General features: G+C 69.8%; 14 protein-coding genes, 1 tRNA gene and 1 pseudogene. 8 read left to right on the top strand and 8 right to left on the bottom strand.

The window, feature by feature from the left end; translation table 11 throughout:
• The 4 genes from QZW52_RS06235 to QZW52_RS06220 form a co-directional block, all read left to right on the top strand.
• The coding region (locus QZW52_RS06235) for an HAD family hydrolase (protein WP_293996406.1) at positions 1-312 on the top strand (312 nt) is incomplete at its 5' end.
• A 39-nt stretch (positions 313-351) separates the two neighbouring features.
• On the top strand, positions 352-3,006 hold the full coding sequence (gene pepN, locus QZW52_RS06230) for an aminopeptidase N (protein ID WP_293996404.1): 2,655 nt from the start codon (positions 352-354) through the stop codon (positions 3,004-3,006).
• Between the two features lie 67 nt (positions 3,007-3,073).
• Positions 3,074-4,105 (top strand): class 1 fructose-bisphosphatase, encoded by a 1,032-nt coding sequence (locus QZW52_RS06225; protein WP_293996402.1) that lies wholly within the window; start codon positions 3,074-3,076, stop codon positions 4,103-4,105.
• 28 nt (positions 4,106-4,133) lie between these two features.
• Positions 4,134-4,209, top strand: a tRNA-Thr gene (locus QZW52_RS06220).
• Between the two features lie 174 nt (positions 4,210-4,383).
• On the opposite strand, the gene QZW52_RS06215 is transcribed toward QZW52_RS06220, so the two are convergent.
• The gene (locus QZW52_RS06215) at positions 4,384-5,115 is read right to left on the bottom strand and encodes a type IIL restriction-modification enzyme MmeI (RefSeq protein WP_363226234.1); all 732 of its coding nucleotides are present in this window, start codon (positions 5,113-5,115) and stop codon (positions 4,384-4,386) included.
• A 97-nt stretch (positions 5,116-5,212) separates the two neighbouring features.
• On the opposite strand from QZW52_RS06215, the gene QZW52_RS06210 reads away from it, so the two are divergent.
• Positions 5,213-6,505: an efflux RND transporter periplasmic adaptor subunit gene (locus QZW52_RS06210; protein WP_293996398.1), complete on the top strand. Its 1,293-nt coding sequence runs from the start codon at positions 5,213-5,215 to the stop codon at positions 6,503-6,505.
• Positions 6,502-9,594, top strand: a complete 3,093-nt coding sequence (locus QZW52_RS06205) for an efflux RND transporter permease subunit (protein WP_293996396.1) — start codon at positions 6,502-6,504, stop codon at positions 9,592-9,594. Before QZW52_RS06210 ends, QZW52_RS06205 begins: the two co-directional genes overlap by 4 nt.
• An 18-nt stretch (positions 9,595-9,612) precedes the next feature.
• Here QZW52_RS06205 and recD read toward each other — a convergent pair whose 3' ends face one another.
• The 5 genes and pseudogenes from recD to QZW52_RS06180 form a co-directional block, all read right to left on the bottom strand.
• A complete protein-coding gene (gene recD, locus QZW52_RS06200; RefSeq protein ID WP_293996395.1) occupies positions 9,613-11,691 on the bottom strand; it encodes an exodeoxyribonuclease V subunit alpha in 2,079 nt (692 codons plus the stop codon).
• Positions 11,691-15,152 carry an exodeoxyribonuclease V subunit beta gene (recB, locus tag QZW52_RS06195; protein WP_434738282.1) on the bottom strand — a complete coding sequence of 1,154 codons (3,462 nt, stop codon included), beginning with the start codon at positions 15,150-15,152 and terminating at the stop codon, positions 11,691-11,693. The genes recD and recB overlap by 1 nt, the downstream gene beginning before the upstream one ends.
• 61 nt (positions 15,153-15,213) lie before the next feature.
• Positions 15,214-15,675 (bottom strand): annotated as a pseudogene (locus tag QZW52_RS06190) (UvrD-helicase domain-containing protein); the annotation flags it as partial.
• Positions 15,668-19,294: an exodeoxyribonuclease V subunit gamma gene (gene recC / locus QZW52_RS06185; RefSeq protein WP_293996393.1), complete on the bottom strand. Its 3,627-nt coding sequence runs from the start codon at positions 19,292-19,294 to the stop codon at positions 15,668-15,670. The gene recC and the pseudogene QZW52_RS06190, both read right to left, overlap by 8 nt.
• Positions 19,295-19,335: 41 nt before the next feature.
• The gene (locus tag QZW52_RS06180; RefSeq protein ID WP_293996391.1) at positions 19,336-20,067 is read right to left on the bottom strand and encodes a helix-turn-helix transcriptional regulator; all 732 of its coding nucleotides are present in this window, start codon (positions 20,065-20,067) and stop codon (positions 19,336-19,338) included.
• A gap of 349 nt (positions 20,068-20,416) precedes the next feature.
• On the opposite strand from QZW52_RS06180, the gene QZW52_RS06175 reads away from it, so the two are divergent.
• Positions 20,417-22,411, top strand: a complete 1,995-nt coding sequence (locus QZW52_RS06175) for a S8 family peptidase (RefSeq protein ID WP_293996389.1) — start codon at positions 20,417-20,419, stop codon at positions 22,409-22,411.
• Here QZW52_RS06175 and QZW52_RS06170 read toward each other — a convergent pair.
• The gene (locus QZW52_RS06170) at positions 22,405-23,142 is read right to left on the bottom strand and encodes a SapC family protein (RefSeq protein ID WP_293996387.1); all 738 of its coding nucleotides are present in this window, start codon (positions 23,140-23,142) and stop codon (positions 22,405-22,407) included. The two genes, QZW52_RS06175 and QZW52_RS06170, sit on opposite strands and share 7 nt — an antisense overlap.
• On the bottom strand, positions 23,139-24,443 hold the full coding sequence (locus tag QZW52_RS06165) for a hemolysin family protein (RefSeq protein WP_293996385.1): 1,305 nt from the start codon (positions 24,441-24,443) through the stop codon (positions 23,139-23,141). Before QZW52_RS06165 ends, QZW52_RS06170 begins: the two co-directional genes overlap by 4 nt.
• A 64-nt stretch (positions 24,444-24,507) precedes the next feature.
• On the opposite strand from QZW52_RS06165, the gene QZW52_RS06160 reads away from it, so the two are divergent.
• On the top strand, positions 24,508-25,329 hold the full coding sequence (locus QZW52_RS06160) for a symmetrical bis(5'-nucleosyl)-tetraphosphatase (protein ID WP_293996383.1): 822 nt from the start codon (positions 24,508-24,510) through the stop codon (positions 25,327-25,329).
• Positions 25,330-25,345 lie beyond the last annotated feature (16 nt).

The raw sequence follows: 25,345 nt of genomic DNA, 5'->3' as shown, positions 1-25,345 counted from the left end.
AACATCGCCATCGCTTTCGCCCGCTTCGGCCTGGGCACGCTGGTCGATGCCGTCACCAGCCCGGCGGACGGCCTGCGCGGCAAACCACACCCGGACATCTTCCTGGAAGCGGCACGCCGCATGGGCGTCGATCCCGCGCAGTGCCTCGTGTTCGAGGACGCGCCGCTGGGCATCGAGGCCGCCCGCAACGGTGGGATGGCCGCGGTCGTGCTGACCACCACGCTGCCAGCGGATGCCTTCTCGGGCTACGACAACGTGCGCCAGTCGATCGCCGATTTCACCGACTACACCCTGCCGCCCAGCCTGGGCTGAGCACCTCGCAACAACGCGACAAGAGACAAGAGACCAGCCATGCGCGAAGGTACCGCCACCCTGACCCGGCGCGAAGACTACGTGGCGCCCAGCCACTGGATTCGCACTGTCGATCTGACCTTCGAGCTGGAGCCGGCCAAGACGCTGGTGATCAGCCGGATGCAGGTCGAACCCAACCCCGAGCGCCCCGGTCAGCCGCTGCGCCTGGACGGCGAGGACATCACGCTGACCCGCGTGCTGGTCAACGGCGCGAGCGTGTCGTTCCACTTCAGCGACGGTCAGTTGGTGCTCGACAAGCTGCCGACCGAGCCGTTCGCGCTGGAGATCCGCAACACCTGTGCGCCGGAAAAGAACACCCAGCTCTCGGGTCTCTACACCTCGGGCGGCGGTTTCTTCACGCAGTGCGAGGCGCAGGGCTTCCGCCGCATCACCTACTTCACCGACCGGCCGGACGTGATGGCGGTGTTCCGCGTCACGCTGCGGGCGGATGCGAAGAAGTTCCCGATGCTGCTGTCCAACGGCAACCTCGTCGAGTCCGGCACGCTGCCCAAGGGACGCCACTTCGCCGTCTGGAGCGACCCGCACCCGAAACCAAGCTACCTGTTCGCGCTGGTGGCCGCCGACCTCGTGTGCCGCGAGCAGAAGATCCGCACCCGCTCGGGCCAGGACCACACGCTGCAGGTCTACGTCCGTGCCGGGGATCTCGACAAGACCGAACACGCGATGAATTCGCTGATCGCGTCGATCGCGTGGGACGAGGCGCGCTTCGGTCTGAAGCTGGACCTGGAACGCTTCATGATCGTGGCCGTCAGCGACTTCAACATGGGCGCGATGGAAAACAAGGGCCTGAACATCTTCAACACGAAGTTCGTCCTGGCCAGCCCCGCGACCGCCACCGACATCGACTTCGGCAACATCGAAAGCGTCGTCGGCCACGAGTATTTCCACAACTGGACCGGCAACCGCATCACCTGCCGCGACTGGTTCCAGTTGAGCCTGAAGGAAGGGCTGACCGTCTACCGCGACCAGGAGTTCAGCCAGGACATGGCGGGCGAGGCGTCGGCGCGCGCGGTCAAGCGCATCGAGGATGTGCGCCAGTTGCGCCAGAGCCAGTACCCGGAGGACGCCGGCCCGATGGCCCACCCGGTGCGGCCCGACCAGTACCAGGCGATCGACAACTTCTACACCGCCACCGTCTACGACAAGGGCGCGGAGGTCGTGCGCATGATGGCCACGCTGGTCGGCCGCGCCGGGTTCCGCCAGGGCATGGACCTGTACTTCGCGCGCCACGACGGCCAGGCCGTGACCTGCGACGACTTCGCGCAGGCGATTGCCGATGCCAACCCCGGCAGTGCGCTGGCGGAGCGGCTCGACACCTTCAAACGCTGGTACGCCCAGGCCGGTACACCGCGCCTGCAAGCCGCCGGCCAGTTCGACACCGACACCGGCCGCTACACGCTCACCCTGCGTCAGCACACGCCCGCCACGCCGGGGCAGCCGGTCAAGCAGCCGTTCGTGCTGCCGGTGGCGATGGGCTTGCTGGACACCGCTGGGCAGCCGATCACCGGCACCGACCGCGTGCTGGTGCTCGACAGCGCAGAACAGTCGTGGACCTTCGAGGGCCTGAGCGCCGCGCCGGTGCCATCGCTGCTGCGCGGGTTCTCCGCACCGGTGCTGCTCGACTGGGCGGCCAGCGAGACCGAGCTGTTCACGCTGCTCGGCCATGACACGGACGCCTTCAACCGCTGGGAAGCCGGTCAGCGGCTGGCAGTGCAGCGGCTGCTCGGCGCGGTACGCCAGGGCGGTGCGCTGGTGCTCGATGACGCCTACGTCTCGGCGATGCGGGCGGTGCTGAACGATCCGGCGCTGGACGCGGCGTTCAAGGAACTCGTGCTGACGCTGCCCAGCGAGGGCTATCTGGCCGAGCGCATGGCCGAAGCCGGCGAGCCGATCGACCCGCAGGCGATCCACACGGCCCGCGAATCGATGCGCCTGCAGCTCGCCCGTGCGCTGCACGGTGACTGGGGACATGCCTGGGAACAGCACAGCCAGACCGGTGGCTACCGGCCCGATCCGGTGTCGTGCGGCAAGCGGGCGCTGGCGAATCTGGCGCTGTCGATGCTCGTGCTGGATGCCGTCGCCCAGGGCGAGACGCTGTGGCAAGGCAAGGCGCTGCAACGCTTCAAGGACGCCGGCAACATGACCGACCGCCTCGGCGCACTCACCGCGCTGGTCCACGGCCGCTCGTCCCTGGCCGCCGCGGCGCTGGAAAAGTTTCACGCTGGTTTCAGCGGTGAGGCGCTGGTCATCGACAAGTGGTTCGCCCTGCAGGCCGCCGCACCCGAGCACGACGGCCAGGTCTTCGCACACCTCCAGACCCTGTCCCGCCACCCCGATTTCTCGCTGCGCAACCCCAACCGCGCCCGCAGCCTGCTGATGGCACTGACGCAGCTCAATCCGGGGGCATTCCACCGGGCGGATGGCGCTGGCTATGCGTTCTGGGCCGAAAAGGTGCAGGAAGTGGACGGTTTCAACCCGCAACTGGCCTCCCGGCTGGCACGGGCGCTGGACCGCTGGCGTGTACTGGCCGAGCCGTACCGGGCGGCGGCACGGGCAGCGATCGAGCGGGTGGCGCAACAGCCTGCACTCTCCGCCGACACCCGCGAAATCATCACGCGGGCCTTGGCGGAGTGAAATCTGGAGGCGGTAGGATCGGGGGAATCCCTTGAAACGCTTCTGTAACTCCTGATCCGCCGCTTCCATGACCAAACGCATCAGCCTCACCCAGTACCTCGTCGAGCAGCAACGCGAGCACGGCCACATCCCCGGCCAGCTCCGCCTGCTGATCGAAGTCGTCGCCCGCGCCTGCAAGCGCATCGCCATCGCCGTCAACAAGGGCGCGCTCGGGGAAGTCCTCGGCTCGGCCGGCAGCGAGAACGTCCAGGGCGAAGTCCAGAAAAAGCTCGACATCATCTCCAACGAGGTGCTGATCGAGGCCAACGAGTGGGGCGGCCACCTCGCAGCGATGGCGTCGGAGGAAATGGACGACATCCACGTCGTGCCGAACCGCTACCCGCAGGGCGAGTACATGCTGCTGTTCGACCCGCTCGACGGCTCCAGCAACATCGACGTGAACGTCTCGATCGGCACCATCTTCTCGGTGCTGCGCAAGGTCGGCCACAACCGCGGCGTCAGCGAAGAGGATTTCCTGCAGCCGGGCAAGTTCCAGGCCGCGGCCGGCTACTGCGTCTACGGCCCGCAGACCACGCTGGTGCTGACGGTCGGCGACGGGGTGGCGATGTTCACGCTCGACCGCGAGACCGGCTCGTGGGTGCTGACCAGCGAGAACGTGCAGATCCCGGCCGACACGAAGGAATTCGCGATCAACATGTCGAACATGCGCCACTGGGACACGCCGGTGAAACGCTACATCGACGAATGTCTGGAAGGCAAGGACGGCACGCGCGGCAAGGACTTCAACATGCGATGGATCGCATCGATGGTCGCGGACGTGCATCGCATCCTGACCCGTGGCGGCGTGTTCCTGTACCCCTGGGACAAGCGCGAACCGGCCAAGCCCGGCAAGCTGCGCCTGATGTACGAGGCCAACCCGATGGCGTTTCTGGTGGAGCAGGCCGGTGGTCTGGCCACCAACGGCCACCAGCGCATCATGGACCTGCAGCCCACCAAGCTGCACGAGCGGGTCAGCGTGATCCTCGGCTCGAAGAACGAAGTGCAGCGCGTCACCAGCTACCACCTCGAAAAAGGTGCCGAAACCCCTTCCCAAGACTAAAGGAATCCCACTACAATAGTGGTCTTTCGCCGGTGTAGCTCAGTTGGTAGAGCAGCTCATTCGTAATGAGAAGGTCGAGGGTTCGACTCCTTTCTCCGGCACCAATGAAATCAACGGGTTAGCACTCACAAGGTGCTGACCCGTTGTGCTTTGTGGCGGCGGCGCAGGCCCATGGTAGCCGTGGTGCAAGCACTTTTCGGCGAGGCAGGCGGTGGCACGACAACGGTTTCAGGTCGGCGCTTGTCATTTGTGTATCCCACACACAGGACAATGCTGGATCAAGCGCCACCCGGTTGGCCTATCACGCCTTCTTGCCACTCGCCTCGCTGTCCACCAGTTGCTGAACCCAGATCGCTGCCATCCTCGGCCGAGTTCAGCAGCAGGCGATGGACCTGGGTGTGTTCCCCGAAGATCCCGGTGTCATCGCCGAAGAAGCAGAAGATCAGCCGGGTGAGCAACACCTCCAGATCCCGCCCGCCGTAACCATCGGCCGTCAGTGCGCCGGGCAGATCGGCCACGGCACGGGCCGCCTTGATGTCAACGCCGGGTTGTTCGAGGAAGCCAACGCTGTCTTCCGCGGGCAGCAGGAACTTGAACAGCTCCGCCTTCTCGGGCAGTTCGTCGATGCCGCATTCATGCACCACCGTGCGCGCCAGATTGCTGAAGTCGTACAGCCGCAACCGCTGGAAATTGCACAGCACGGCGTAACGCGGCTGCTCGCTGGGCGGCAGCAGACCGTAGTAGCCCTGCAGTTGCTCGACGGCCGAACCCAGATCAATGTGGCTGCCCTTGTGCTCGACGATCAGCTTGCCGGGGATGAAGGCATCGACGTAGTTGTTCTTCTTGCCGAGCTTCAGCCGGTGCTCGAAGGCTTTCTTCAACACCGGCTCGCCAACGTCGAAGCAGCGCAGCAAGGCGTTCCAGTAAGGCTGGGCCTGGCCGCGCTCGTAGTTGGCATCGCGGTAGACGCCGACGAACCCCGCGTGTTCGCCCTGTACAGCAGGTGCCAGTCAGTAGAACCGTTGACACGACATTAACAAGCCAGTGATAGATTGCACGACGCCCCGCGCCCCTCCCCTGCGCGCCGCTCCCCTGGCTGGAAGAGACATGAAACCCCAAACGATCGCCACCCTCCTGTTTGTCGCTGGTGCAGCCGGCGGCACGTACTGGTGGATGCACAAACCCGTCGCCGCCACGTCGGCCGATGCCCCCATGGCCGCAGGATCCGCCGCCGCTGGTGCTTCCGCTCCCGCCTCTGCCGCAGGGGGACGTGGTGGTCCCCAGACCGTGGGGGTGGCACTGGCGCAACAGCGCGATGTGCCGGTCTCGATCGAGGCGGCCGGCAGCGTGGTGGCACTGGACAGCGTCGAGCTGCGCCCGCTGACCACCGGCGTCGTCACCGAGGTGTCCGTCACCGAGGGCCAACCGGTCAAGCGTGGCACGGTGCTGTTCAAGCTCGATGACCGGGCGGAGCGCGCCAACCTCGACAAGGCCAAGGCCCAGCTCGCCAAGGACAAGGCCACCCAGGCCGACCTCGAACGCCAGCTCGCCCGCGCCAAGGAGCTGTTCGAGCAGAACTTCATCGCCCGCAACGCCGTGGACACGCTGACGACCCAGCTCGACGCCCAGCTCGCCGCCGTGCGCGCCAGCCAGGCGGGCATCCAGTCCAGCGAGATCGCCTTGGGCAACAACGTGCTCAAGGCGCCGATGAGCGGCCGGGCCGGTGCGGTCAACGTCGTCAAGGGCAGCCTCGTGCAGCCGGGCGGGGCGGCGATGGTCACGCTGACGCAGATGGACCCGATCGGCGTGAGCTTCACCTTGCCCGAGAACCAGCTCGGCCCGCTGCGCAAGGCCGACAAGGAACTCGCCAAGGAAGGGGGTGTGCCGCTGACCGTGCAACTGCCGGGCGAGCGGCGTGGCCAGCCGGCGGTGGCGCTGCCAGGCAACGTGAGCTTCATCGACAGCGGCGTGGACGCCACCACGGGCACGATCCGCATCAAGGGCAAGCTGGTCAACGAGGGCCGCCAGCTCTGGCCGGGCCAGTACGTGACCACCAAGCTGACGCTGCGCACCATCAAGGACGCCGTCGTCATCCCGCAGGCCGCCGTGATCGTGCGGGGCAACGAGCGGTCGGTCTACGTGGTCGATGCCGAGGGCAAGGCGCAGATGAAGACCGTGCAGTTGCGCCAGCCGCTGGGCGAGCAGGTCGTGGTCGAAGGGGTTGCGGCGGGCGAGAAGATCGTCGTCGAGGGCAAGCAGAACCTGCGCCCCGGCACACCGGTCAAGGAAGCGGCGATGGGCGGTGGCAAGGGGGCCAGCGCGGCCGGGGCCGCTTCCGGTGCAGCGTCCGGTGCAGCGCCAGCCGCCGCGTCGGCCGCTGCCAGCGGAGCCTCGCAATGAAGCTGACCGAACAGTTCATCCGCCGTCCGGTGATGACGGTGCTGCTCAACCTCGCCATCGTGCTGGGTGGGCTGGTGGCGCTGGGCAAGATCCCGGTCGCCGCGCTGCCAAGCTACAACACGCCGGTGATCCAGGTCTCGGCGGACCTGCCCGGCGCCAGTCCGGACACGATGGCGAGTTCCGTCGCACTGCCGCTGGAAAAGCAGTTCTCGACCATCGCCGGACTCGCCACGATCAGCTCGACCAACACGCTCGGCCGCACCTCGATCACGCTGGAGTTCGAGACCAGCCGCAACATCGACGCGGCGGCGGTGGACGTGCAGGCCGCGCTGTTCCGTGCGCAGCGGACCTTGCCGGCCGACATGACCTCGCCGCCGTCGTACCGCAAGGTCAACCCGGCCGACGCCCCGGTGCTGCTGCTGGCCATGACCTCGCCGTCGATGTCGATGTCGGACCTCAACGAGTTCGCCGAGAACCTGATCGCGCCAAGCCTGTCCACCATCAACGGCGTGGCGCAGGTGTCGATCTTCGGCCAGAAGCGGTTTGCGGTGCGCATCCGCGTCAAGCCGGAGACGCTGACGCAACGTGGCCTGACGCTGGACGAGCTGCGCGCCGCACTCGCCGGTGCGAATGCCAACTCCCCCGTCGGCACGCTCGACGGCCCGCGCCAGACCCTCACCATCGTCGCCAACCGCCAGCTCGCCAGCGCCCGCGAGTTCGGCAACCTGATCGTCGCCACCCGCAACGGCGCGCCGATCCGGCTGCGCGAAGTGGCCGAGGTACAGGACAGCGTGGAGACGGCCAAGACCTTCGCCAGCTTCAACGGCGAGCCGTCGATCACGCTGGCCGTGCAGCGCCAGCCGGACGCGAACACCGTCGAGGTAGTGGATCGCGTGAAGGCGATGCTGCCGCGTTTCGAGACGCAGTTGCCGGCCTCGATCCGCCTGACACCTGCCAACGACCGCTCGGTCTCGATCCGCGAGGCGCTGCACGACGTGAACCTCACGCTCGCGCTGACGGTGGTGCTGGTGGTGCTGGTGATCTTCATGTTCCTGCGCCGCGTGGCCGCCACGGTGATCCCGGCGCTGTCCTTGCCAGTGTCGCTGATCGGTGCGCTGTCGCTGCTCTACGCGGGCGGCTACAGCCTGGACAACGTCTCGCTGCTGGGCATCACGCTGGCGGTCGGCCTGGTGGTGGACGACGCGATCGTGATGCTGGAGAACATCGTCCGCCACATCGAGGATGGCATGGCCCCCTTCGAGGCCGCCATCAAGGGCGCCCGCGAGATGGCCTTCACCATCGTGTCGATCTCGATCTCGCTGGTGGCGGTGCTGATCCCGATCTTCTTCATGCCGGGGGTGATCGGGCTGCTGTTCCACGAGTTCGCGGTCGTCGTCGGGCTGTCGATCCTGGTGTCGGCGGTCGTGTCGCTGACGCTGGTGCCGATGCTGGCCAGCCGCTTCCTGCGCCACCACGAACCCAAAGAGGAAAACTGGCTCGGCCGCACCTTCGAGCGCGGTTTCAGCGCCGTGCTGCGGGGCTATGGCCGCACGCTCGACTGGGCGCTGCGGTTCCGCTGGGTGGTGCTGCTGTTCGCGCTGGGCACTTTCGTGGCGACCGCGGTGCTGTTCATCCAGATCCCCAAGGGCTTCTTTCCCGAGGAAGACATCGGGCAGATGCAGGTGACGATCGAGGCGTCCGAGGACATCTCCTTCGACGCCCTGCTCAAGATCCAGACCCGTGTGGCGGACATCTTCCAGAAGGAGCCGGCCATCCGCGCCGTCAGCTCGTTCACGGGCGGTGGTGGCGGCTCAACGCAGAACACCGGCCGCCTGTTCGTGACGCTGCACCCGCGCGACCAGCGCCCGCCGATGGCCCAGGTGATCGACACCCTGCGCAAGAAGACCCGCGGCATCCCCGGCGTGCAGGTCTTCATGCGCCCGGTGCAGAACCTGCAGCTCGGTGGCCGCCAGAGCAAGAGCCGCTACCAGTACACCTTGCAGAGCGTGAGCGCCGACTCGCTCAACGAATGGGCCGGCAAGCTCCAGGCCAAGCTGCGCGACGACACCCTGTTCCGCGACATCACCAGCGATTCGCAGCAACGCGGTCTGCAAGCCAGCCTCCAGATCGACCGCGACAAGGCCGCCCTGCTCGGCGTGTCGATGGCCGACCTGCGCAGCGCCCTCTACAGCGCCTACGGCGAGCGGCAGGTCTCCACGATCTACGCCCCCAGCAACACCTACCAGGTGCTGATGGAAGCAGCGGAAAACGACAAGCAGTTCGAGGACGCCTTCAACAAGATCTCGCTGCGCAGCAAGTCCGGCGCGCTGGTGCCGCTGAGCGCGTTTGCCACCGTGCAGCGCACCATCGGCCCGACGGCGGTGAACCACCAGGGGCAGTTGCAGGCGGTGACGCTGAGCTTCAACCTCGCGCCCGATGTCCCGCTGGGCACCGCGACCGCGAAACTCGACGGCTACGTGCGCGAACTGCAGATGCCCGCCACGCTGATCGGCACCTACGGCGGCGACGCGGCGGTGTTCCAGGATTCGCAGTCCGGCCAGCTCGCGCTGCTGGGGCTGGCGATCCTGGTGATCTACCTGCTGCTGGGGGTGCTGTACGAGAGCTACATCCACCCGCTGACCATCCTGGCGGGATTGCCGTCGGCGGCGGTGGGGGCGCTGCTGACGCTGACGCTGTTCGGGATGGACCTGACGCTGATCGCCACGATCGGCCTGCTGATGCTGATCGGCATCGTCAAGAAGAACGCGATCATGATGATCGACTTCGCCCTGGAGGCGCAGCGCCACCAGGGCATGACCCCGACCGAGGCGATCCGCCAAGCCTGCCTGTTGCGGCTGCGGCCGATCGTGATGACGACGCTGGCGGCGCTGATGGGGGCGTTGCCGATCGCGCTCGGGCTGGGTGCGGGGGCCGAGCTGCGTCAGCCGCTCGGCTTGGCGGTGGTCGGCGGGCTGGTGGTGTCGCAGTTCGTGACGCTCTACATCACGCCGGTGATCTACGTGACGCTGGACCGCTGGAGCGGACGCGGCCCCATCGTCGATCCGGAAGTCGGCGACCAGCCCGTCTGACGCGCCACCCCGCCCAGCCTAGCGGCGCCCGGACAGCAACAGTCCGGGCAGCCCGCTCACCCGCCGCGTTCGCCGCTGCAGCGCCTGGCTCCACACCGCGGGATCCGGCGCCACCAGGGTGAACGCGGCTTTTGCGCGCGTGATGCCGGTGTAGACCAGCTCGCGGGTCAGCACCGGGGTCAGGTGCGGCGGCAGCACCAGCGCGACGTGCTCGAACTCCGAGCCTTGCGACTTGTGGACCGTCATCGCGAACGCGGTCTCGATCGCTGCCAGCCGGCTCGCCATCACCGAGCGCGGCGGCTGGCCCTCCCCGTCGAGCAGCCACACCCGCAGGCCCGTGCCGCCATCGATCCCCGGCAGTGCCACGCCCACGTCGCCGTTGTAGACACCGAGGGCGGCGTCGTTGCGCGTGACCATCACGGGCCGGCCGGCGTACCACTCGCCATGGCGCGCAATGGCACCGCGGCTGCGCAGGTGGGATTCGATGCGCGCATTCAGCCCGGTCACGCCCCATTCCCCTTCCCGCAGTGCGCACAGCAGCCGCACCCGCTCGAACGCCCGCACGACCCGCACGACCCAGGACTGGTGCGCAGCGGCGTCGCCCGCGGGCGGTCGTTGCTGGAGTTCGGCCAGGTAGAGGTCGTAGCCGATCGGCGCACCCGTGCGTCCCTGCAGCGCCAGCCCCAGCACCGCCGGCAACGCCTGTGCCTCGGTCAGCGTCAGCCGCTGCACGGCGACATCCGGCGCGCGGAGCACGGTATCCGCGCCACGCACATCCCCCGCATTGACCGCCTTGGCCAGCGCCCCGATGGCGCCCTGAAACCGCCGGCTCTCGCGCAGCATCACCGTCTGCTGCGCCAGCGCGGGCAGCGGCGTGCCGGGGCGGTGGCGCAGCGCGGGCGGCACCGCCCCGCCGGTGCAGGCCGCGACCCAGGCCACGCTGTCGGCGTCGTACTGCCCGCGTTCCGCCTGTCCGCACAGGTCGCCCAGCACCGCGCCCGCCTCCACCGACGCCAACTGGTCCTTGTCCCCCAGCAGCACCAGCCGCGCCCGCTCCGGCAGCGCGGCCAGCAGGGCGGCCATCATCTCCAGATGCACCATCGAGGCTTCGTCCACCACCAGCAGATCGACATCCAGCGGGTGGCGCGCGTCGTGGCGCAGCGCGCGGGTGTCGGGGCGGGCGCCGAGCAGACGGTGCAGCGTCAGCGCCTCCTTCAGGCGCTTGGCCAGCAGCGCCCAGTCCAGCGCGTCGGGCAGCGCGGCGCCGAGCTGGCCGAGGGCCTGGTCGATCGACTGCTTCAGCCGCGCCGCCGCCTTGCCAGTCGGGGCGGCGAGTGCGATGCGCAGCGTCTCGGGCGCGGGGTGCAGCGCGAACAGCAAGGCCAGCAGGCGGGCGACGGTGTAGGTCTTGCCCGTGCCGGGGCCACCCGTGATGAGCGCCAGCCGACCACGCAGGGCCATGGCGCAGGCGGTGCGCTGCCAGTCGGGGGCCACGGACGCTGGGTCGCTGGCGGGGCCGAACAAGCGGTCCAGCCAACCCCGCACGACGGCCGCATCGGGAACCACTTCGCCGGGATGCGGCCCCACGGCGCGCGACAACACCGCCCGTGCCACCGCCTGCTCGTCGCGCCAGTGGCGGCGCAGGTACAGGCGTGTGCCGTCGGGAGTGTGTTCCAGGACCAGGGGCGCCTGTCCGCTGGCGGCGTCGATGCCCTCGTCCACGGCGTCGCTGCCTTGCAGGCCGTTCAGCCAGTCGCCACGGTCAGGCGACAGGCGCTGCAGAGTGGCCGCCAGCGCAGCGCGCGCAGCACCTGGGCCGTCGAGCCAGGCGTCGTCGTCCGGGCGGACCACCGCGTCCGGGCGGCGCTGGGCCAGCAACTCGTCCAGCGCGATGCAGGTGTGGCCGCGGCTTTCGCGCTGCGCCAGCAAGGCGGCGGACAGAAGCAGCTCGGGTGCAGCGTCCGGCAACTCGGCGGCCAGCCAGCGCGCCAGCGCCACGTCCAGCCGGCGCAGCCAGCCGGCGTCGCACCAGCGGTCGAGTTCGGCAAGCAGCTCGGCGGCGGTCAGCGGCCCGGTGGGGTCCAGGGTCGGCAGCATCAGGCACTCACCATCGGGTCAAGGTCGGGTTCGGGTTGGGATTCGGGTCCAGGGGTCGGGTCGTTCAGACAGGCGTCCAGTGCATCCAGCAGCGCCAGCGGTGCCGGCACCACCACGCAACCCGCCTGCGGACCCTGCACACCACGCAGGAAGAGGTACACCGCGCCACCCAGATGCAAGTCGGGGTCGTAACCCTCGCCCAGCCGCTGGCGCAGCAGGCGGTGCAACGCCAGCAGGTAGAGCGCCGCTTGCAGGTCGTAGCGGTGCGCGAGCATGGCGGTGTCGAGGGCGGCGGCATGGTAGTCCGCATCGCCATCGCCGAGGTGGTTGGACTTGTAGTCCAGCACCCACCAGCGCCCGCCGTGTTCGAACACCAGATCGGCGAAGCCCATCAGCAGGCCCTGCAACACCCGCGGCACCAGCGCCGGCCGCGCCTGACCGGGCAACAGGCGCTCGCGGCAGACGCGGTCGAGGGCGGCACTGTGCAGCGCCACGCTCGGCATCCAGAACTCCATCTCCGGCAGCACCGCGCCGATCGCTGACAACGCCGCGCCCCCCAGCACCGGCAACGGCGTGGTCAGCACCGCGCCCATCCACGCCACCACCTCGTCGGCACGGTCGGTGTGGCCGCTGCGCTCGCAGCGGCGGCGGATGAACGCCTGCACCGCCGGGGTGTTCCAGCGGTCGAAGCCCTCTTCGGCCAGCCATTGCAGCAACTCGTGCAGAAAATTGCCGGCCAGAGCACCCTTGGGGAAGCGGTGCCAGGCGGCATCGGCCAGCACGGGCATGGGCATAGGCACCGGTGCGGGCACGTCCATGGCCAGTCCCGTGGTGTCCAGATCCGCCAGCCACTCCTCGCGCAACTGCTCGTTGCGCGCCGGATCGACCGCCCACGACGACGCGGGCACCAACCGGTCGCCCTCCACCTCGCGCCCGCTGCGCAGATCGCGCACCAGCGCGGAGAAGCTGCCCACGGTCCAGCGGCGGTCGAACGCCGCCTGGTAGCGCGGCGCCTCGGCCAGCGCGACCGGTGTCACCGCGCGCCGCAGCCGGGTGTAGCCGGGGCGCGCCGGCAGCGTCTCGACGGACACGCTGCCGGGCGTGGCCTCGCCATCGTGCGGCACCGCCCAGTCGTTCAGCCGCTCCAGCGCCAGCGCGGGCGACAGCTCGCCCTGCCCGCCCCCGAGCAGATAGCCCAGTGCGCTGCGGTCCAGCTTGTTGCCGCCCGACTTGCTGCCCTTGTTCTTGAGAAACCCGACGCCCAGCCACAGCGCATGCCGTGCCCGCGTCAGCGCGACGTAGAGCAGCCGCAAGTCCTCGCGCAGCCGCTCGCGATCGGCCGACGCCATGGCGTCGTCGCTGAGCGTGAAGTCGAGCACGCGTGTACCGTCGCCATCCACCCAAGGAATGAAGCGGCGCCCGCGCCGGTCCACCTCGCGGCAGGACGACGCAAACGGCATGAACACCACCGGGTACTCCAGCCCCTTGGACTTGTGGACCGTGACCACCTGCACCAGCTCCGCGTCGCTTTCCAGCCGCACCACCCGCTCGTCGCCTGCGCCACCGAAGCCGTGGATCTGCTCGGCCAGCCAGCGGATCTGTGCCTGTTCGCCGTCGAGCTGGGCCGCGGCGGCCTGCAGCAGCTCCCCCAGGTGCAGCAGATTGGTCAGCCGGCGCTCGCCGTCGGGAGGCGCATCGGCTGCACCGAGCCAGCGTGCTGGCAGGTCCAGCGCGTGCAGCGTCTGCCGCACCAGCGTCAGCACACCCTGGCGCTGCCACACCCCGCGCAGGCGCTGCAACTGCGCGAGCCGCACGTCCCAGGCCAGCTCGTCCGTCACCAGCCGCGCCAGCGCCTCCAGATCCAGCCCGACCGTCGCCGTGGCGTAGGCGGCACGGGCCAGCGGCGCGTTCAGCGGATCGGCCACCGCCTGCAGCCAGCGCAGCAGGTCCGCCGCTTCGGCAGAGGCGAACACCGAATCCTGGTCCGACAGGTAGACCGAACTGACCCCACGCCGCCGCAGCGCCAGCCGCACGGCGTCCGCCTCGCGCCGGCTGCGCACCAGCACGGCGACATGCCCCGGCGCCAGCCGCTGCCACGCACCATCCGGGGCGCGAAAACCCACCGTCGCGTCGTTCAGCCAGTCCACCAACTGCTCCGCGGCGTGCTGCGCGAGCGCGTCGGTGAGCGCGCGCTGGGGCATCGCGGCATCGAGCGCGCGGGCCGTCAACGCGGGCAGCAGCGCCTCTCCGCGGACCAGCACTTCGCTGCGGCCCCGCGCCTCGACCGGCTCGAATGGCAACGCCAGCGGCCCACCCTTCGCGAAGGCAAAGGCGCCGCCCGACCAGCGGCGCTCCGCCTGCGCGAACACCGTGTTGACAGCGCCGATCAGCGCGCGGGTCGAGCGGAAGTTGGTGCCGAGCACGTGGTGGCGGCCCTCGGTCGCCTGACGGACTTGCAGGTAGCTGTAGATGTCGGCGCCACGGAAGCCGTAGATCGACTGCTTCGGGTCGCCGATCAGCAGCAGCGCGGTGGCCGGGTCGTGGTCGGCGACGCGGTAGAGGCGGTCGAACAGGCGGTATTGCAGCGGCGAGGTGTCCTGGAACTCGTCGATCAGCGCGACCGGGTATTGCGCCAGGATGCTCTGGCGCAGGCGCTCGCCGGCCTCCCCCGCCTCGGGCGAGAGCGCCTGGTCCAGCCGCGCCTGCAGGTCGGCGAAACCGAAGCGGGCGCTGCGGCGCTTGAGCTGGTCGAGCCGGCGGGCCACGCGGTGCGTGAGGTGGCGCAGCAGGCGGGGCGCCAGCGGCTCCAGCATGTCGAGGGCCTGCTGCAGCGCCTCGAACTCGGCGAACTCGGGCAGCAGCGGTGGCGGTCGGTGGCCTTTCTTGTACGCCTTGACGATGCCGTCCGGCGTCAGGCGGGTCCGGCCAGTGTCGGGCGACAGCACCAGCAGGTCCGCATCCGGGTCGTCCGCCCAGGCGACGATCTGTTCGATCCAGGCATCGAGCGAACTGGCGCGCAGCAGGTTGCCGTTGAAGGGGTTCACACCGCCCTGCCCTTGCTGCTGCGCGTTGATCCAGCCGGCGATGCGCCGCGCCTTGTCCGCCCAGCCGGTCTTGAGCTGCGCCACCGCCATGTGGCGCTCGTCCACCCAGGCGGGCAGCCAGTCCGCCAGCGTGGCGCGGGGCTGGGTGTCGGCGCCCAGCAATTCGGTCTGGTGGAGCAGCGGCTGCACCTGCTGCTGCATCACCGCCACCGACGGCCACACCCCGAGCAATGCCGCCAGCGGCGCAGTCTCCAGCGGGTAGACCTCGCGCCGCCAGACATCGTGCATCGCCTGCGCCAGCAACTCGGCTTCGTCGGCGACCAGTTCCTCGTTGAAGAGGTTGCCGCTGTCGAAGGCGTGCTCGCGCAGCATGCGCTGGCACCAGGCGTCGATGGTGTGGACCGCCGCTTCGTCCATCGCTTCGGCGGCCAGCGCCAGTCGGTAGGCGGCCTGCGAGCGGATGTCGGTTGCCGCTGTCGAAGGCGTGCTCGCGCAGCATGCGCTGGCACCAGGCGTCGATGGTGTGGACCGCCGCTTCGTCCATCGCTTCGGCGGCCAGCGCCAGTCGGTAGGCGGCCTGCGAGCGGATGTCCTCTTCCGGGTCGTCCCCGTGGTCGGCGATCAGATCGTGCAGAAAAGTGTCGTGCGGCGCGGGCTGGGCGGCACCGCGGAAACACTGCGCCGCCTCGATCAGCCGGGCGCGGATGCGGTCGGACAGCTCGCGGGTGGCGGCGCGGGTGAAGGTCATCACCAGGATCTGCGACGGGCCGAGCGGGCGGGCCTCGCGTCCGGCGGCACACCCGTGGTCGCCGTGGCCCAGCACCAACCGCAGGTAGAGCGCGGCAATGGTCCAGGTCTTGCCGGTGCCGGCGCTGGCCTCGATCAGGCGGCTGCCGGACAGGGGCAGGGTCAGGGTCAGGGGGTCCAGCAGCTCAGTCATCGCGGGCGTCCTCGTCGTCCTCGTCGGCGCCGGGATGGGCATCGGGCAGGGGCAGCACGGCCACATGGGCGGGGTCGGCGGCCCATTGGCGCAGGGGTTCGTACAGCCGTTCGGCCCACTCCGCGAAGGCGGGATCGGCGCTCAGCGTGTCCCAGTCCGGGAACAGGCGGGCGAGCGCGGCGTCCTGCACTTCGCCGCGGCTGGTGTGGCTGCCTTCGTAGCAGGTGCGGGCGGCGTCGTCGGCCTTGTCGGGCTGGTCGGGGAACTTCTCGCGGGCGGCGAGCCAGACCAGCGCGGTGCGGCAGGCCACCGCCAGCGGGCGCACCATGCCTTGCTCCCAGACATCGAGCAGGTCGTCCAGCACCGCCTGCGCCACGACAGCGCGTGGCGGCGTGAGCACCAGCAGGGCATCCCGCGCCACGATGCGCGCCTCCAGGTCGATGCCACAGGCACCCGCCACCAGCATCCGCAGCCACGGCCGCACCAGCTTGTGCGCCACTGGCCGCAGCACCTGGGCTTTCTTGTCGAACACGCACAGCCGGCGCGCATCCAGCGTCAGCCAGATGGGCTGGTCGGTGCCGGGTACTTGGCGCAGCTCGTCGAGCCAATCGTCCAGCCCGATGCCGTCGAGATCGACCGTGATCTGCCGCGGCTTGGCCAGCGCGGAGAGTTCGCGGCGCCAGACGTTCCACTGCAGGGCCATCGGCGCACTCTGCTGCACGAACTGCCCGCGCCAACGCTGCCCCAGCCCGCCCACCGGCAGATCGCCGCGGCGCACCAGCCGCTCGGTGCGGACGTGCAGCGCCGCGTGGCAGGCGGCGAGTGCGGTGGGTGCCTCGGCGTCGGGCGACTCCAGCAGCTCGCGCAGCAGCAGGGTTTCGTCCAGCGCGTTCAGGTCGAAGGGCTCGTCGTCCGCCACGGCCAGATCCAGCGGCTGGAACACGACGCCGAGGCGCTCGCGGAAGTGGTCCTTGACGGGGTTGAGCAGGAAGTGGTCGAGGCGGCGCAGGGTCAGCGGGAGCATGGCGGTGCGCTCGGAAGCGGAAAGCTTGCCTTGCGCCCTGCCGGTGTTCGCCACAGCGGCCACGGGATCGCTCGCTTCATGCGCCTCGCGCCACTCGCGGGCGTAGGTGAACAGCGCAGAGTCGCCCTCACCCGCCGTGGTCGCCTCGAAATACCGCCGGCTGAAGGGCTGCAGCGGATGCTCGGTCGTCAGCCGTTCCACGACCGCCTTGCCCCAGCCGGCCGCGAGGTGGTCACGCAACTGCGACACCAGCACCGACGGCGGCTGCGCGGTGTTGTCGCGCACGCTGCGGCCTGCCCAACTGATGGACAGCACCCGGCGCGCCGCCAGCAGCGCCTCCAGCATCAGCATCCGGTCGTCGTCGCGGCGGGCGCGGTCGCCGGGGCGGTGCTGGCCGGGCAGCGCCATGAGGTCGAAGTCGCTGCGCGGCGCGCGGCGCGGGTAGTCGCCGTCGTTCATGCCCAGCAGGCAGACCACCTCGAACGGGATCGCCCGCATCGGCATCAGCGTGCAGAACACCACCCCGCCACCGAGGAAACGGCTGTTCAGGCTCGGTTCGTCCACGCCCGACAACCAGCCCTCGCGCAGCACGGGCAGCGTCACCGGCGCGTCGAAGCCAGCGTCCTCGCAGTCGTCGAGCCAGCGGCCGAGCGCGTCATCCAGCGCGGCGAGCATGAGGCGGTCGTCCTCGTCGGCCGGGTCGAGGAAGGTCGCCAGCAGGGCCTGGCCGCGGGCGTGCCACTGCGCGGGCGGCACCGGCTCGCTCGCCTGCAGCCACCAGCCGCGCAGCGCGTCGATCAATCCGGCCAGCGCGCCGGCGATCGCCGCATCCAGCCCGCCAATCTCGTCGTAGGGTTCGATCGCGCGCCACGGTGCATCGGCGCCCGCAGTGTCCGAGCGCCCGCAGGCATAGCCCAGCAGCATCCGCCGCAGCCCGAACAAGCCCGTGTTCTGCTCGCCGCACGCACCCAGCCCGAGACCGCCACGCTGTGCCGCGTCCAGCCCCCAGCGCACACCCGCGCCAGCCAGCCAGCGGGCGGCGGTCGCGCGGTCCTCGTCGTGCAGCCCGAAGCGCCGCGCCAGCGCCGGCACGTCGAGCAGGTCGCGCAGCTCGCTGGCCGTGCAGCGTTGTTCGGTCACGCGCAGCAGCCACTCCACCGCCATCAGCAGCGGCTGGCGCCCGCGCTGGCGCAGGTCGGCGATCTCATAGGGAATGTGGCGCGGATCGTGCTGGGCGTGCTGGCCAAAGACGGCGTGGAGGATCGGCGCATACGGCTCGATGTCCGGCACCATGACCACGATGTCGCGCGGCGCCAGCGGGGTGTCGCCGGGGTGGGCCAGCAGGTGCAGCAACTGGTCGTGCAGCACCTCGACCTCGCGCATCGCGCTGTGGGCGACGTGGAAGACGATGGAGCGGTCGGTGTCGGGCAGCGGCGCGGTGTCCTGGCCGGGGCGCACGCGCGCGACCAGCTCGTCCATCGGCAGCCCATCGCGGATGGCGCCCTGCACCTGGGCCAGCAGCGTGTCGCCGTCGCCGTCGTCGAACAGGTCGATGCGCGGGATCTGGAACCGCTGGCGGGAGGTTTCCGCGTCGTCAAAGGCGTCCAGCAGGCGGATGAAGTCGCGGCCCTGGCGACCCCAGGCGGCGAGCAGCGGGTGCGCCTGTCCATGGGCCTGGTCGAGCGGCAGCGCGCCCAGGTCGCGGCCCTGGCGGTGCCCGTGGCGCTGGCGGGGCGCACGCAGCAATTCACGGCCATCGATGATGTCGGCCCAGTGGAACTGACAGGGGTTCGGTACCGCCAGCAACACCTGCGCCCGCTGCGCCAATGCGGCCAGCGCCTGCAAGGTCTGCCACGGCAAATGGCTGTGCCCGAACAGCACGACGCGGCGCGGCAGCGGCTGGCGCGGCGCCTCGCCCGCGTCCACCGCCGCGACAAAGCGCCGGTGGACATCGCTGCGCACCGCCCGCTGGCCGGAGGCGTCCAGGCCCTCGACCAGCCGGCGCCACAGCCGCGCCTGCCAGCGTTGGTCGTCGGGCAGCGGCTCGGTGACACCGTTGGCGCGGATGAGCACCTCGCGGCCACGGGCCCAGGCGTCGAGCCAGTCGGCGCGGTAGAGCTGGTATTGGTCGAACAGGTCGGCCAGCCGCTCGGCGAGCTGCAGGCGGCGGCCGAGGTCGTGCGTGCCATCGGCCGCGGGCGAGGTACCCAGGAACTGCGCCAGCGGCTCGAAACCGGGTGTGTCGATCCACGCGGGCAGCGCCTGCATGAGCCGCCAGGTCAGCGGCGCCTTGTCGAGCGGCGAGCGGGCCGGGGCACCGTCGCGGCCCAGCATGGCGCGGTACAGGCGCCAGAGGAAACGTGCCGGCAGCTCCACGCGGGTCGCCGCGCAGATGCCGCTGCGCCGCGCCAGCGACATCTTCATCCACTCGGCGATGCCGTTGCTCTGCACGAGCAGCACGTCCTGCTCCAGCGGATCGAGCGGGTGGCGCTCCAGCCAGGCGAAGACCGCCTCCTGCAGCAGCTCCAGCCGGTTGCCGTGCAGCACCAGCAGGCCAGGCGTGATCGGGGAACGGTTTCTTTCAATCTCGGGCATGGACGCCAGTATCGCCCACGCCCGGCGCCCGCCAGGACGGCTCAGGCGCGCTGCAAGGCGGTATCGAGTTCGGCCTCGATCACGCGCATGGCGACTTCCTTGGCACGCGCCTCCAGCGTCTGCACCGACCGCACGCTGGGCAACGCGATGCGGCACAGCGCCTCGTGGTCATGGTCCCAACTGTCGAGGAACCAGACGCCCTCTTCGTGGACCAGCCGCATCGGCGAGACCACGCGGTCACGGTCACGGTCGCACCCGCCCGGCTCACCTTCGACCGTCAGCCGCAGACGCCGACGCTCCAGCACCGCGCTGGCCAGCCGCTCGAAATGCCGCCCGCGCACCGGTCGATGCACCGGCGCCACCACGCGCACGCGCCGGGTCAGCTCGCGCGCCTCGCTCTCGCTGGTGCCCAGCATGCCGGTGAGCTTGTCGAGCAGGGGTTGCAGGTGGCGCCCCATGCTGCCGTTGACGCCCAGGCCGTCGAGCAACTGGTGCATGGTCAGCAGCGCATGGATCTCCCGCTCGTTGAACCAGACGCCCGGTGACTCGGCGGTGAAACTGCGCCGGCCGTTGCGGTCCACCGTCTCGAAGCGGTAGCCGTTGCGGTCGCGGTCGTAGACGATCGCGGCATCCATGCGCGTGCGCAGGTGGTCCAGATCGCGCTTGAGCGTGGCACGCGAAACCGCCAGCTCGGTCATCAGATCGGCGAAGCTCACGCAGCCACGGCTGCGGATGAGCATCTCGATCTTGCAGAAACGTTCCGTGCGTTCCATGGTGTGAATATCCCCTTGTAAGCGGGTGGTGGCACCCGCCAAAACGCCAGATTCATGCGCAACACAAGGTGCTGGCTCACGAATCGAGCCTGATGGTAGCCACGGTGTCACGCGGTAGCTGGGCCACCGAACCCCGTGTTCAGGGGACAGACTCGCCTGCCGGCACGGCAGTTGCGCACTACGCACCCCCAGCGAGCAGGGGCTGGACGTGCCGCGGCCCGATTCAGAAGCGGGCAACACGGCCGATCACAGGGCAACCTACACTTGCGCGACGTTCACGAGCGCACCCCCTGCCATGCCACGTCAGCTTCACCCACTCTTGTCGATGCGTCGGCTGCCCCCAGTCCTGATGGCGCTGACTCTCCTGTGCGGCCCTGGCGCGTTCTCCGCCGCAGCAGGCGCGGACACACCCACGGCGACGAATACGGCTGCGGCTGCGGATGTGGACGGGGTCATCGTCAAGTTCAAGACCACGCGGCCAGCCAGCGCACTGTCGGTCAGCACCACCCGCACCGCCGCCACCGCCACCGCCGCGGACACCCGCCCCCAGCGCGCCCAGGCCCTGGGCGAGCGCACCGGCCTGCGCCTGAGCGACGGCGCGGTGGTCTCGTCCGACACCCAGGTCATCCACGGCCAGGGCCAGACCACCGCCGCACTGATGAAGACTCTGGCCGCGGACCCGCAGGTCGAGTACGTCGTCGAGAACCGCCGCCGCCACGCCCACGCCACCGTGAACGACCCGCTGTTCGTCGGCGGACCCGGCGTGAGTCCGGCGGCGGGTCAGTGGTACATGGGCGCCCCCAATGCCGCGCTCGTGTCCGCCATCAACGCGGAAGCCGCCTGGAGCACCACGACCGGGCGGGCGGACGTGGTCGTCGCCGTGCTGGACAGCGGCGTGCGCTTCAAGCACCCCGACCTCGATGGCAAGCTGCTGCCCGGCTACGACTTCGTCAGCACGGCCATCACCGCCAACGATGGCGACGGCCGCGATGCCAACCCGAGCGATCCCGGCGACTGGATCACCGCGGACGAGGTCGCCAACACTCGGACCTTTGCTCCCTGCTATGCCTCCGACAGCAGTTGGCACGGCACGCAGGTCTCCGCCTTGATCGGGGCCGCCACCAACAACGCCGCGGGCATGGCGGGGATGGGGCGGCATGTCCGCATCCTGCCGGTGCGCGTGCTGGGCAAGTGCGGGGGCCACGACGCCGACATCGTGGCGGGCATGCGGTGGGCGGGCGGGCTGCACGTCGAAGGGGTGCCCGACAACCCGACTCCAGCGCGCATCCTCAACCTGAGCCTGGGTTCCGTGGGCGACTGCACCACCGACGACGGCCGCATCTACCGCGATGCCATCGCCGAATTGCGCCAGGCCAACGTCACCATCGTGGTCTCCGCCGGCAACAACAACCGCAGCGTCCACCTGCCCGCCAACTGCGCGGGCGTCATCGCCGTCGCCGGCTTGCGGCACGCGGGCGACAAGGGCGGCGAGTCCAGCCTGGGCCAGCAGGTCGCGCTGTCCGCCCCCGAGGGGAACTGCGTCAACACGTTCGGGGAATGCGTCTACCCGATCCTGAGCGCCAGCAACACCGGCAAGACCGGGCCGCAGTGCCCCACCTACACCACGGGCAGCAACAGCGCGGCACGGGGCACCAGCTTTTCCGCACCCATGGTGGCCAGCACCATCGCGCTGATGCTGTCGGCCCAGCCCACGCTCACCCCCGACCAGATCACGGCACTGCTCCAATCCACCGCGCGGCCGTTTCCGCCCCCTGCCAGTGGCGACTCCACGCCGATGTGCAGCCCCATCACCACCAAAGAGCAGATCAACTGCCACTGCACCACCAGCACCTGTGGTGCCGGGATGCTCGACGCCGCCGCCGCCGTGCGGGCCGCAGTGGCGGCCGGGCCGACCGTCGTGGCGCGGCTGGTCGATGCGCAGTCGCGCGTGCCGCTGAACGGCAGCCTGGCCTTGAGCGCCGCTGGCTCCAGCACCACCGCCGGCCGCACGGTCACGGGCTACCAGTGGCGCCTCCTCGACGGCGGTGCCTTGGCCAGCTTCACGGGCAGCACCACCGCCAGCACCGCCACCCTGAGCGCCATCGGCAGCGGGCTGGTCACGGTCGAGCTGGCGGTCACGGACAACACGGGGGCAGTCGGCCGCAGCTCGGCGGTCTTGCGCATGGGCAGCGCGCCCGTGGCCGCGTGCGGGCCGGACGAGACGGATGCGGTGCCGTCGGAGGGCGGCGGCGGCGCCATGGGCCTGGGCTGGCTGGCGGGGCTGGCTGCCGTGGTGGCGCTGCTCGCCTGGAGCCGCCGCCGCGCGGGTTCAGCGGCTCACTGAACGCCGAGCCGGCGCGCCAGCGTCTGCACATGGCCCATCGACACCCGGTGGGCGTGGAGGAGTCCCAGCAATCCCAGGCGGTGCAACTCGATCACGGACTCGTCCGGCAGCGTCGCCAGCCGGGCCTCGTCGATCAGGTAGAAACCACCGGCGTTGAGCGGTTGACCATCGGGCAGCGCACCCTGGATCTCGCCGCCACGCAGCAGGTTCAGCGCCACCAGCCGGTCGCACAGCACGCGGGTCCGCACCGTCTCGCGCTCGAAGTTGTCCAGCAATTGCAGCACGGCCTCCAGCACCGGCGTCGGCTCGCCGGCCGCGTCCAGCACCTCGTCGCCCGCCTCGCCGCCGAAGCCCGGCCACGCGGCATCGACCACGAGGTTCAACTGCCCGTCCCCGTTGGCCGTGTAGGCGAAGGGGTAGCGGCGCAGGAAAGCCGGCAGGTAGGTCGCCGTCCAGGCACCTTCGGGACCGACAAAGAGGTTCTCGCCTTCGCGCAGGCCCAGCAGAATCACCGGTGACACCTGCACGCGGCCCTGCGCATCCTGCCCCGCCGGCACGAACGCGATCGGGAACTCGCGCGCCGCCTCGGTGAACTCGATGGCGGTCACGGGCACCGCGTTCAAGCCCCGGGCCACGCGCCAGTCGCGCACCGGGGCGACGCGCTGGCCCGCGTGCTGTTCGCGGGTGAGCAGGACGGGCTGGCGGTACAGCACGTTGGCGGGAGCGGTCATTCGGTCAGTCCTTCGTCGTCGGCGGTGCGGCTGGCCAGCACCTTGTCCACGCGCTTGCCGTCGAGATCGACCACCTCGAAGCGCCAGCCCGCCCACTCCACCGCGTCGGTGGTCTGCGGCAGGCGCCCGAGCAGCAGCATCACCATGCCGGCCAGCGTGTTGTAGCGCCCGCGGTCCTCGTCGGGCAGTTGTTTCAGGCCGAGGCGGTCCTTGAGTTCCGGCACGGGGATCATCCCGTCCACCAGCCACGAGCCATCCTCGCGCTGCACGGCCCAGGCGTCCTCGGCCAAATGGGGCGTGAACTCGCCGGTGATGGCTTCAAGCACGTCGCGCAGCGTGATCACGCCCTGCACCACACCGTACTCGTCCACCACGAACACCATCTGCACCGGCGAGCCACGGAAGTGCTCCAGCAGCTCCATCCCCGACAGCGTTTCCGGCACGAACACGGGCAACTGCATCGAGTCGGTGAGCGAGATTTCCCGGCTGGCGGCGAGCTGCATCAGCAACTGGTGCGCCGTGACGACACCGAGCACCTCGTCCAGCCCGCCGCGGCAGACCGGGTAGCGCGAGTGGCCGTGTTCGGTCAGCCCGGCCAGGATGTCCTCACGGCTGGCCGAGACCTCCAACCAGGCGATGTCGCCGCGCGGAATCATCATCGAGCCGATCTGGCGGTCATCCAGACGAAAGACGTTGCGCACCATCTGGTGTTCGTGCGCCTCGATGACACCGGCGTCCAGTCCTTCTTCGAGGCTGGCGGCGATTTCCTCTTCGGTCACGCCGCGGTTGGTGCTTTCGCGCACCCCCAGCAGGCTGAGCACCGCCTGCGTGGTGCCGGCCAGCAGCTTGACGAACGGGCCGGCCGCCACCGACAGGCCGCGCATCGGACGCGCCACCAGCGTGGCCACCGTCTCGGGGTACATCTGACCGACGCGCTTGGGCACGAGTTCGCCGAAGATGATCGTCATGAAGGTGATGAGCGCCACCACCAGGCCGGTGCCCATCACGTCGGCCACCGTGGCCTTGATGGGCAGATTCGCCAGCAGCCAGGCCGAGACCGGGCCGGAGAATGCCGCCTCGCCGACGATGCCATTCAGGACACCGATCGAGGTGATGCCGATCTGCACCGTGGAGAGGAACTGGGTGGGGCTGCTTTGCAAGGCGAGCGCGGCGTGGGCACCGGCGTCTCCCGTCTCGGCCATCACCTGCAAACGGGCCTTGCGGCTGGCGGTCAGGGACATTTCCGACATGGCGAAGATGCCATTGATGACGATCAGAACAAAGAGAAGGGCTAGGTCCATAGGGGGCACGAAACAAGGTTCGCGCCGGCAGTTGCGGCGCGAAGAGCGTAGCAGAATCCACGCCATGAACTACCTGATCGGCGATCTGCAAGGCTGCTGTGACGCTTTTGAGCGACTGCTGGCCACCCTCGATTTCTCGCCCTCGCGCGACCGGATCTACCTGCTGGGCGATCTGGTCAACCGGGGGCCGTGTTCGCTGCAGGTGCTGGAGCGGCTGGCCGGCTTCGGCGACGCGGCAACCTGCCTGCTGGGCAACCACGATCTGCATCTGCTCGCGGTCGCCCACGGCGTGCGGCGTGCCCACCGCAGCGACACGCTGGGCGAGATACTGGCCAGCCCGCGGCGCGACCACTGGCTGGACTGGCTGCGCCACCAGCGGCTGGCCGTGCAGGAACAGGGCTGGCTGATGGTGCATGCCGGCGTGGCGCCGCAGTGGAGTGCCTCGCAGACCCTGGCGCTGGCGGCGGAGGTCGAGTCCCTGCTGCGCGGTGTCGATCTGCAGGCGTTCTTGCAGGTCATGTTCGGAAACGAGCCAGCGCGCTGGGACGAGACGCTGCGGGGGCCGGATCGCTGGCGCTTCGCCATCAACGTGCTGACGCGCCTCCGCTTCTGCACGGCCGACGGCACGCTGGATTTCAAGCGCAAGGAAAGCGCCGACGACGCCCCGCTCCACCTGATGCCGTGGTTCGACGTGCCTGGCCGCTGCACCGCCGATACGCCGATCGCCTTCGGCCACTGGTCCACGCTGGGCACGCTGGACCGGCCGGATCTGCTCGCGCTCGACACCGGCTGCGTCTGGGGCGGGCGCCTCACGGCGGCATGGGTGGACGGTGGGCGGCGTGAACTGGTCAGCGTCGGCTGCCCGCAGGCCATGGCGCCGCGTTGAAGTTCTGCCACAATGG

Origin of the sequence: Sphaerotilus sp., from assembly GCF_013299175.1 — a bacterium.
In the GTDB taxonomy this organism is placed as follows: Bacteria; Pseudomonadota; Gammaproteobacteria; order Burkholderiales; family Burkholderiaceae_C; genus Sphaerotilus.
This window is presented reverse-complemented; position numbering and strand designations above follow the sequence as displayed.

Bases quoted from the DNA above. Each gene is read 5' to 3' on its own strand.
- pepN (WP_293996404.1), top strand. From the start codon at position 352: ATGCGCGAAGGTACCGCCACCCTGACCCGGCGCGAAGACTACGTGGCG.
- QZW52_RS06225 (WP_293996402.1), top strand. From the start codon at position 3,074: ATGACCAAACGCATCAGCCTCACCCAGTACCTCGTCGAGCAGCAACGC.
- QZW52_RS06210 (WP_293996398.1), top strand. From the start codon at position 5,213: ATGAAACCCCAAACGATCGCCACCCTCCTGTTTGTCGCTGGTGCAGCC.
- QZW52_RS06205 (WP_293996396.1), top strand. From the start codon at position 6,502: ATGAAGCTGACCGAACAGTTCATCCGCCGTCCGGTGATGACGGTGCTG.
- recD (WP_293996395.1), bottom strand. From the start codon at position 11,691: ATGCTGCCGACCCTGGACCCCACCGGGCCGCTGACCGCCGCCGAGCTG.
- recB (WP_434738282.1), bottom strand. From the start codon at position 15,152: ATGGACGAAGCGGCGGTCCACACCATCGACGCCTGGTGCCAGCGCATG.
- recC (WP_293996393.1), bottom strand. From the start codon at position 19,294: ATGCCCGAGATTGAAAGAAACCGTTCCCCGATCACGCCTGGCCTGCTG.
- QZW52_RS06180 (WP_293996391.1), bottom strand. From the start codon at position 20,067: ATGGAACGCACGGAACGTTTCTGCAAGATCGAGATGCTCATCCGCAGC.
- QZW52_RS06175 (WP_293996389.1), top strand. From the start codon at position 20,417: ATGGCGCTGACTCTCCTGTGCGGCCCTGGCGCGTTCTCCGCCGCAGCA.
- QZW52_RS06170 (WP_293996387.1), bottom strand. From the start codon at position 23,142: ATGACCGCTCCCGCCAACGTGCTGTACCGCCAGCCCGTCCTGCTCACC.
- QZW52_RS06165 (WP_293996385.1), bottom strand. From the start codon at position 24,443: ATGGACCTAGCCCTTCTCTTTGTTCTGATCGTCATCAATGGCATCTTC.
- QZW52_RS06160 (WP_293996383.1), top strand. From the start codon at position 24,508: ATGAACTACCTGATCGGCGATCTGCAAGGCTGCTGTGACGCTTTTGAG.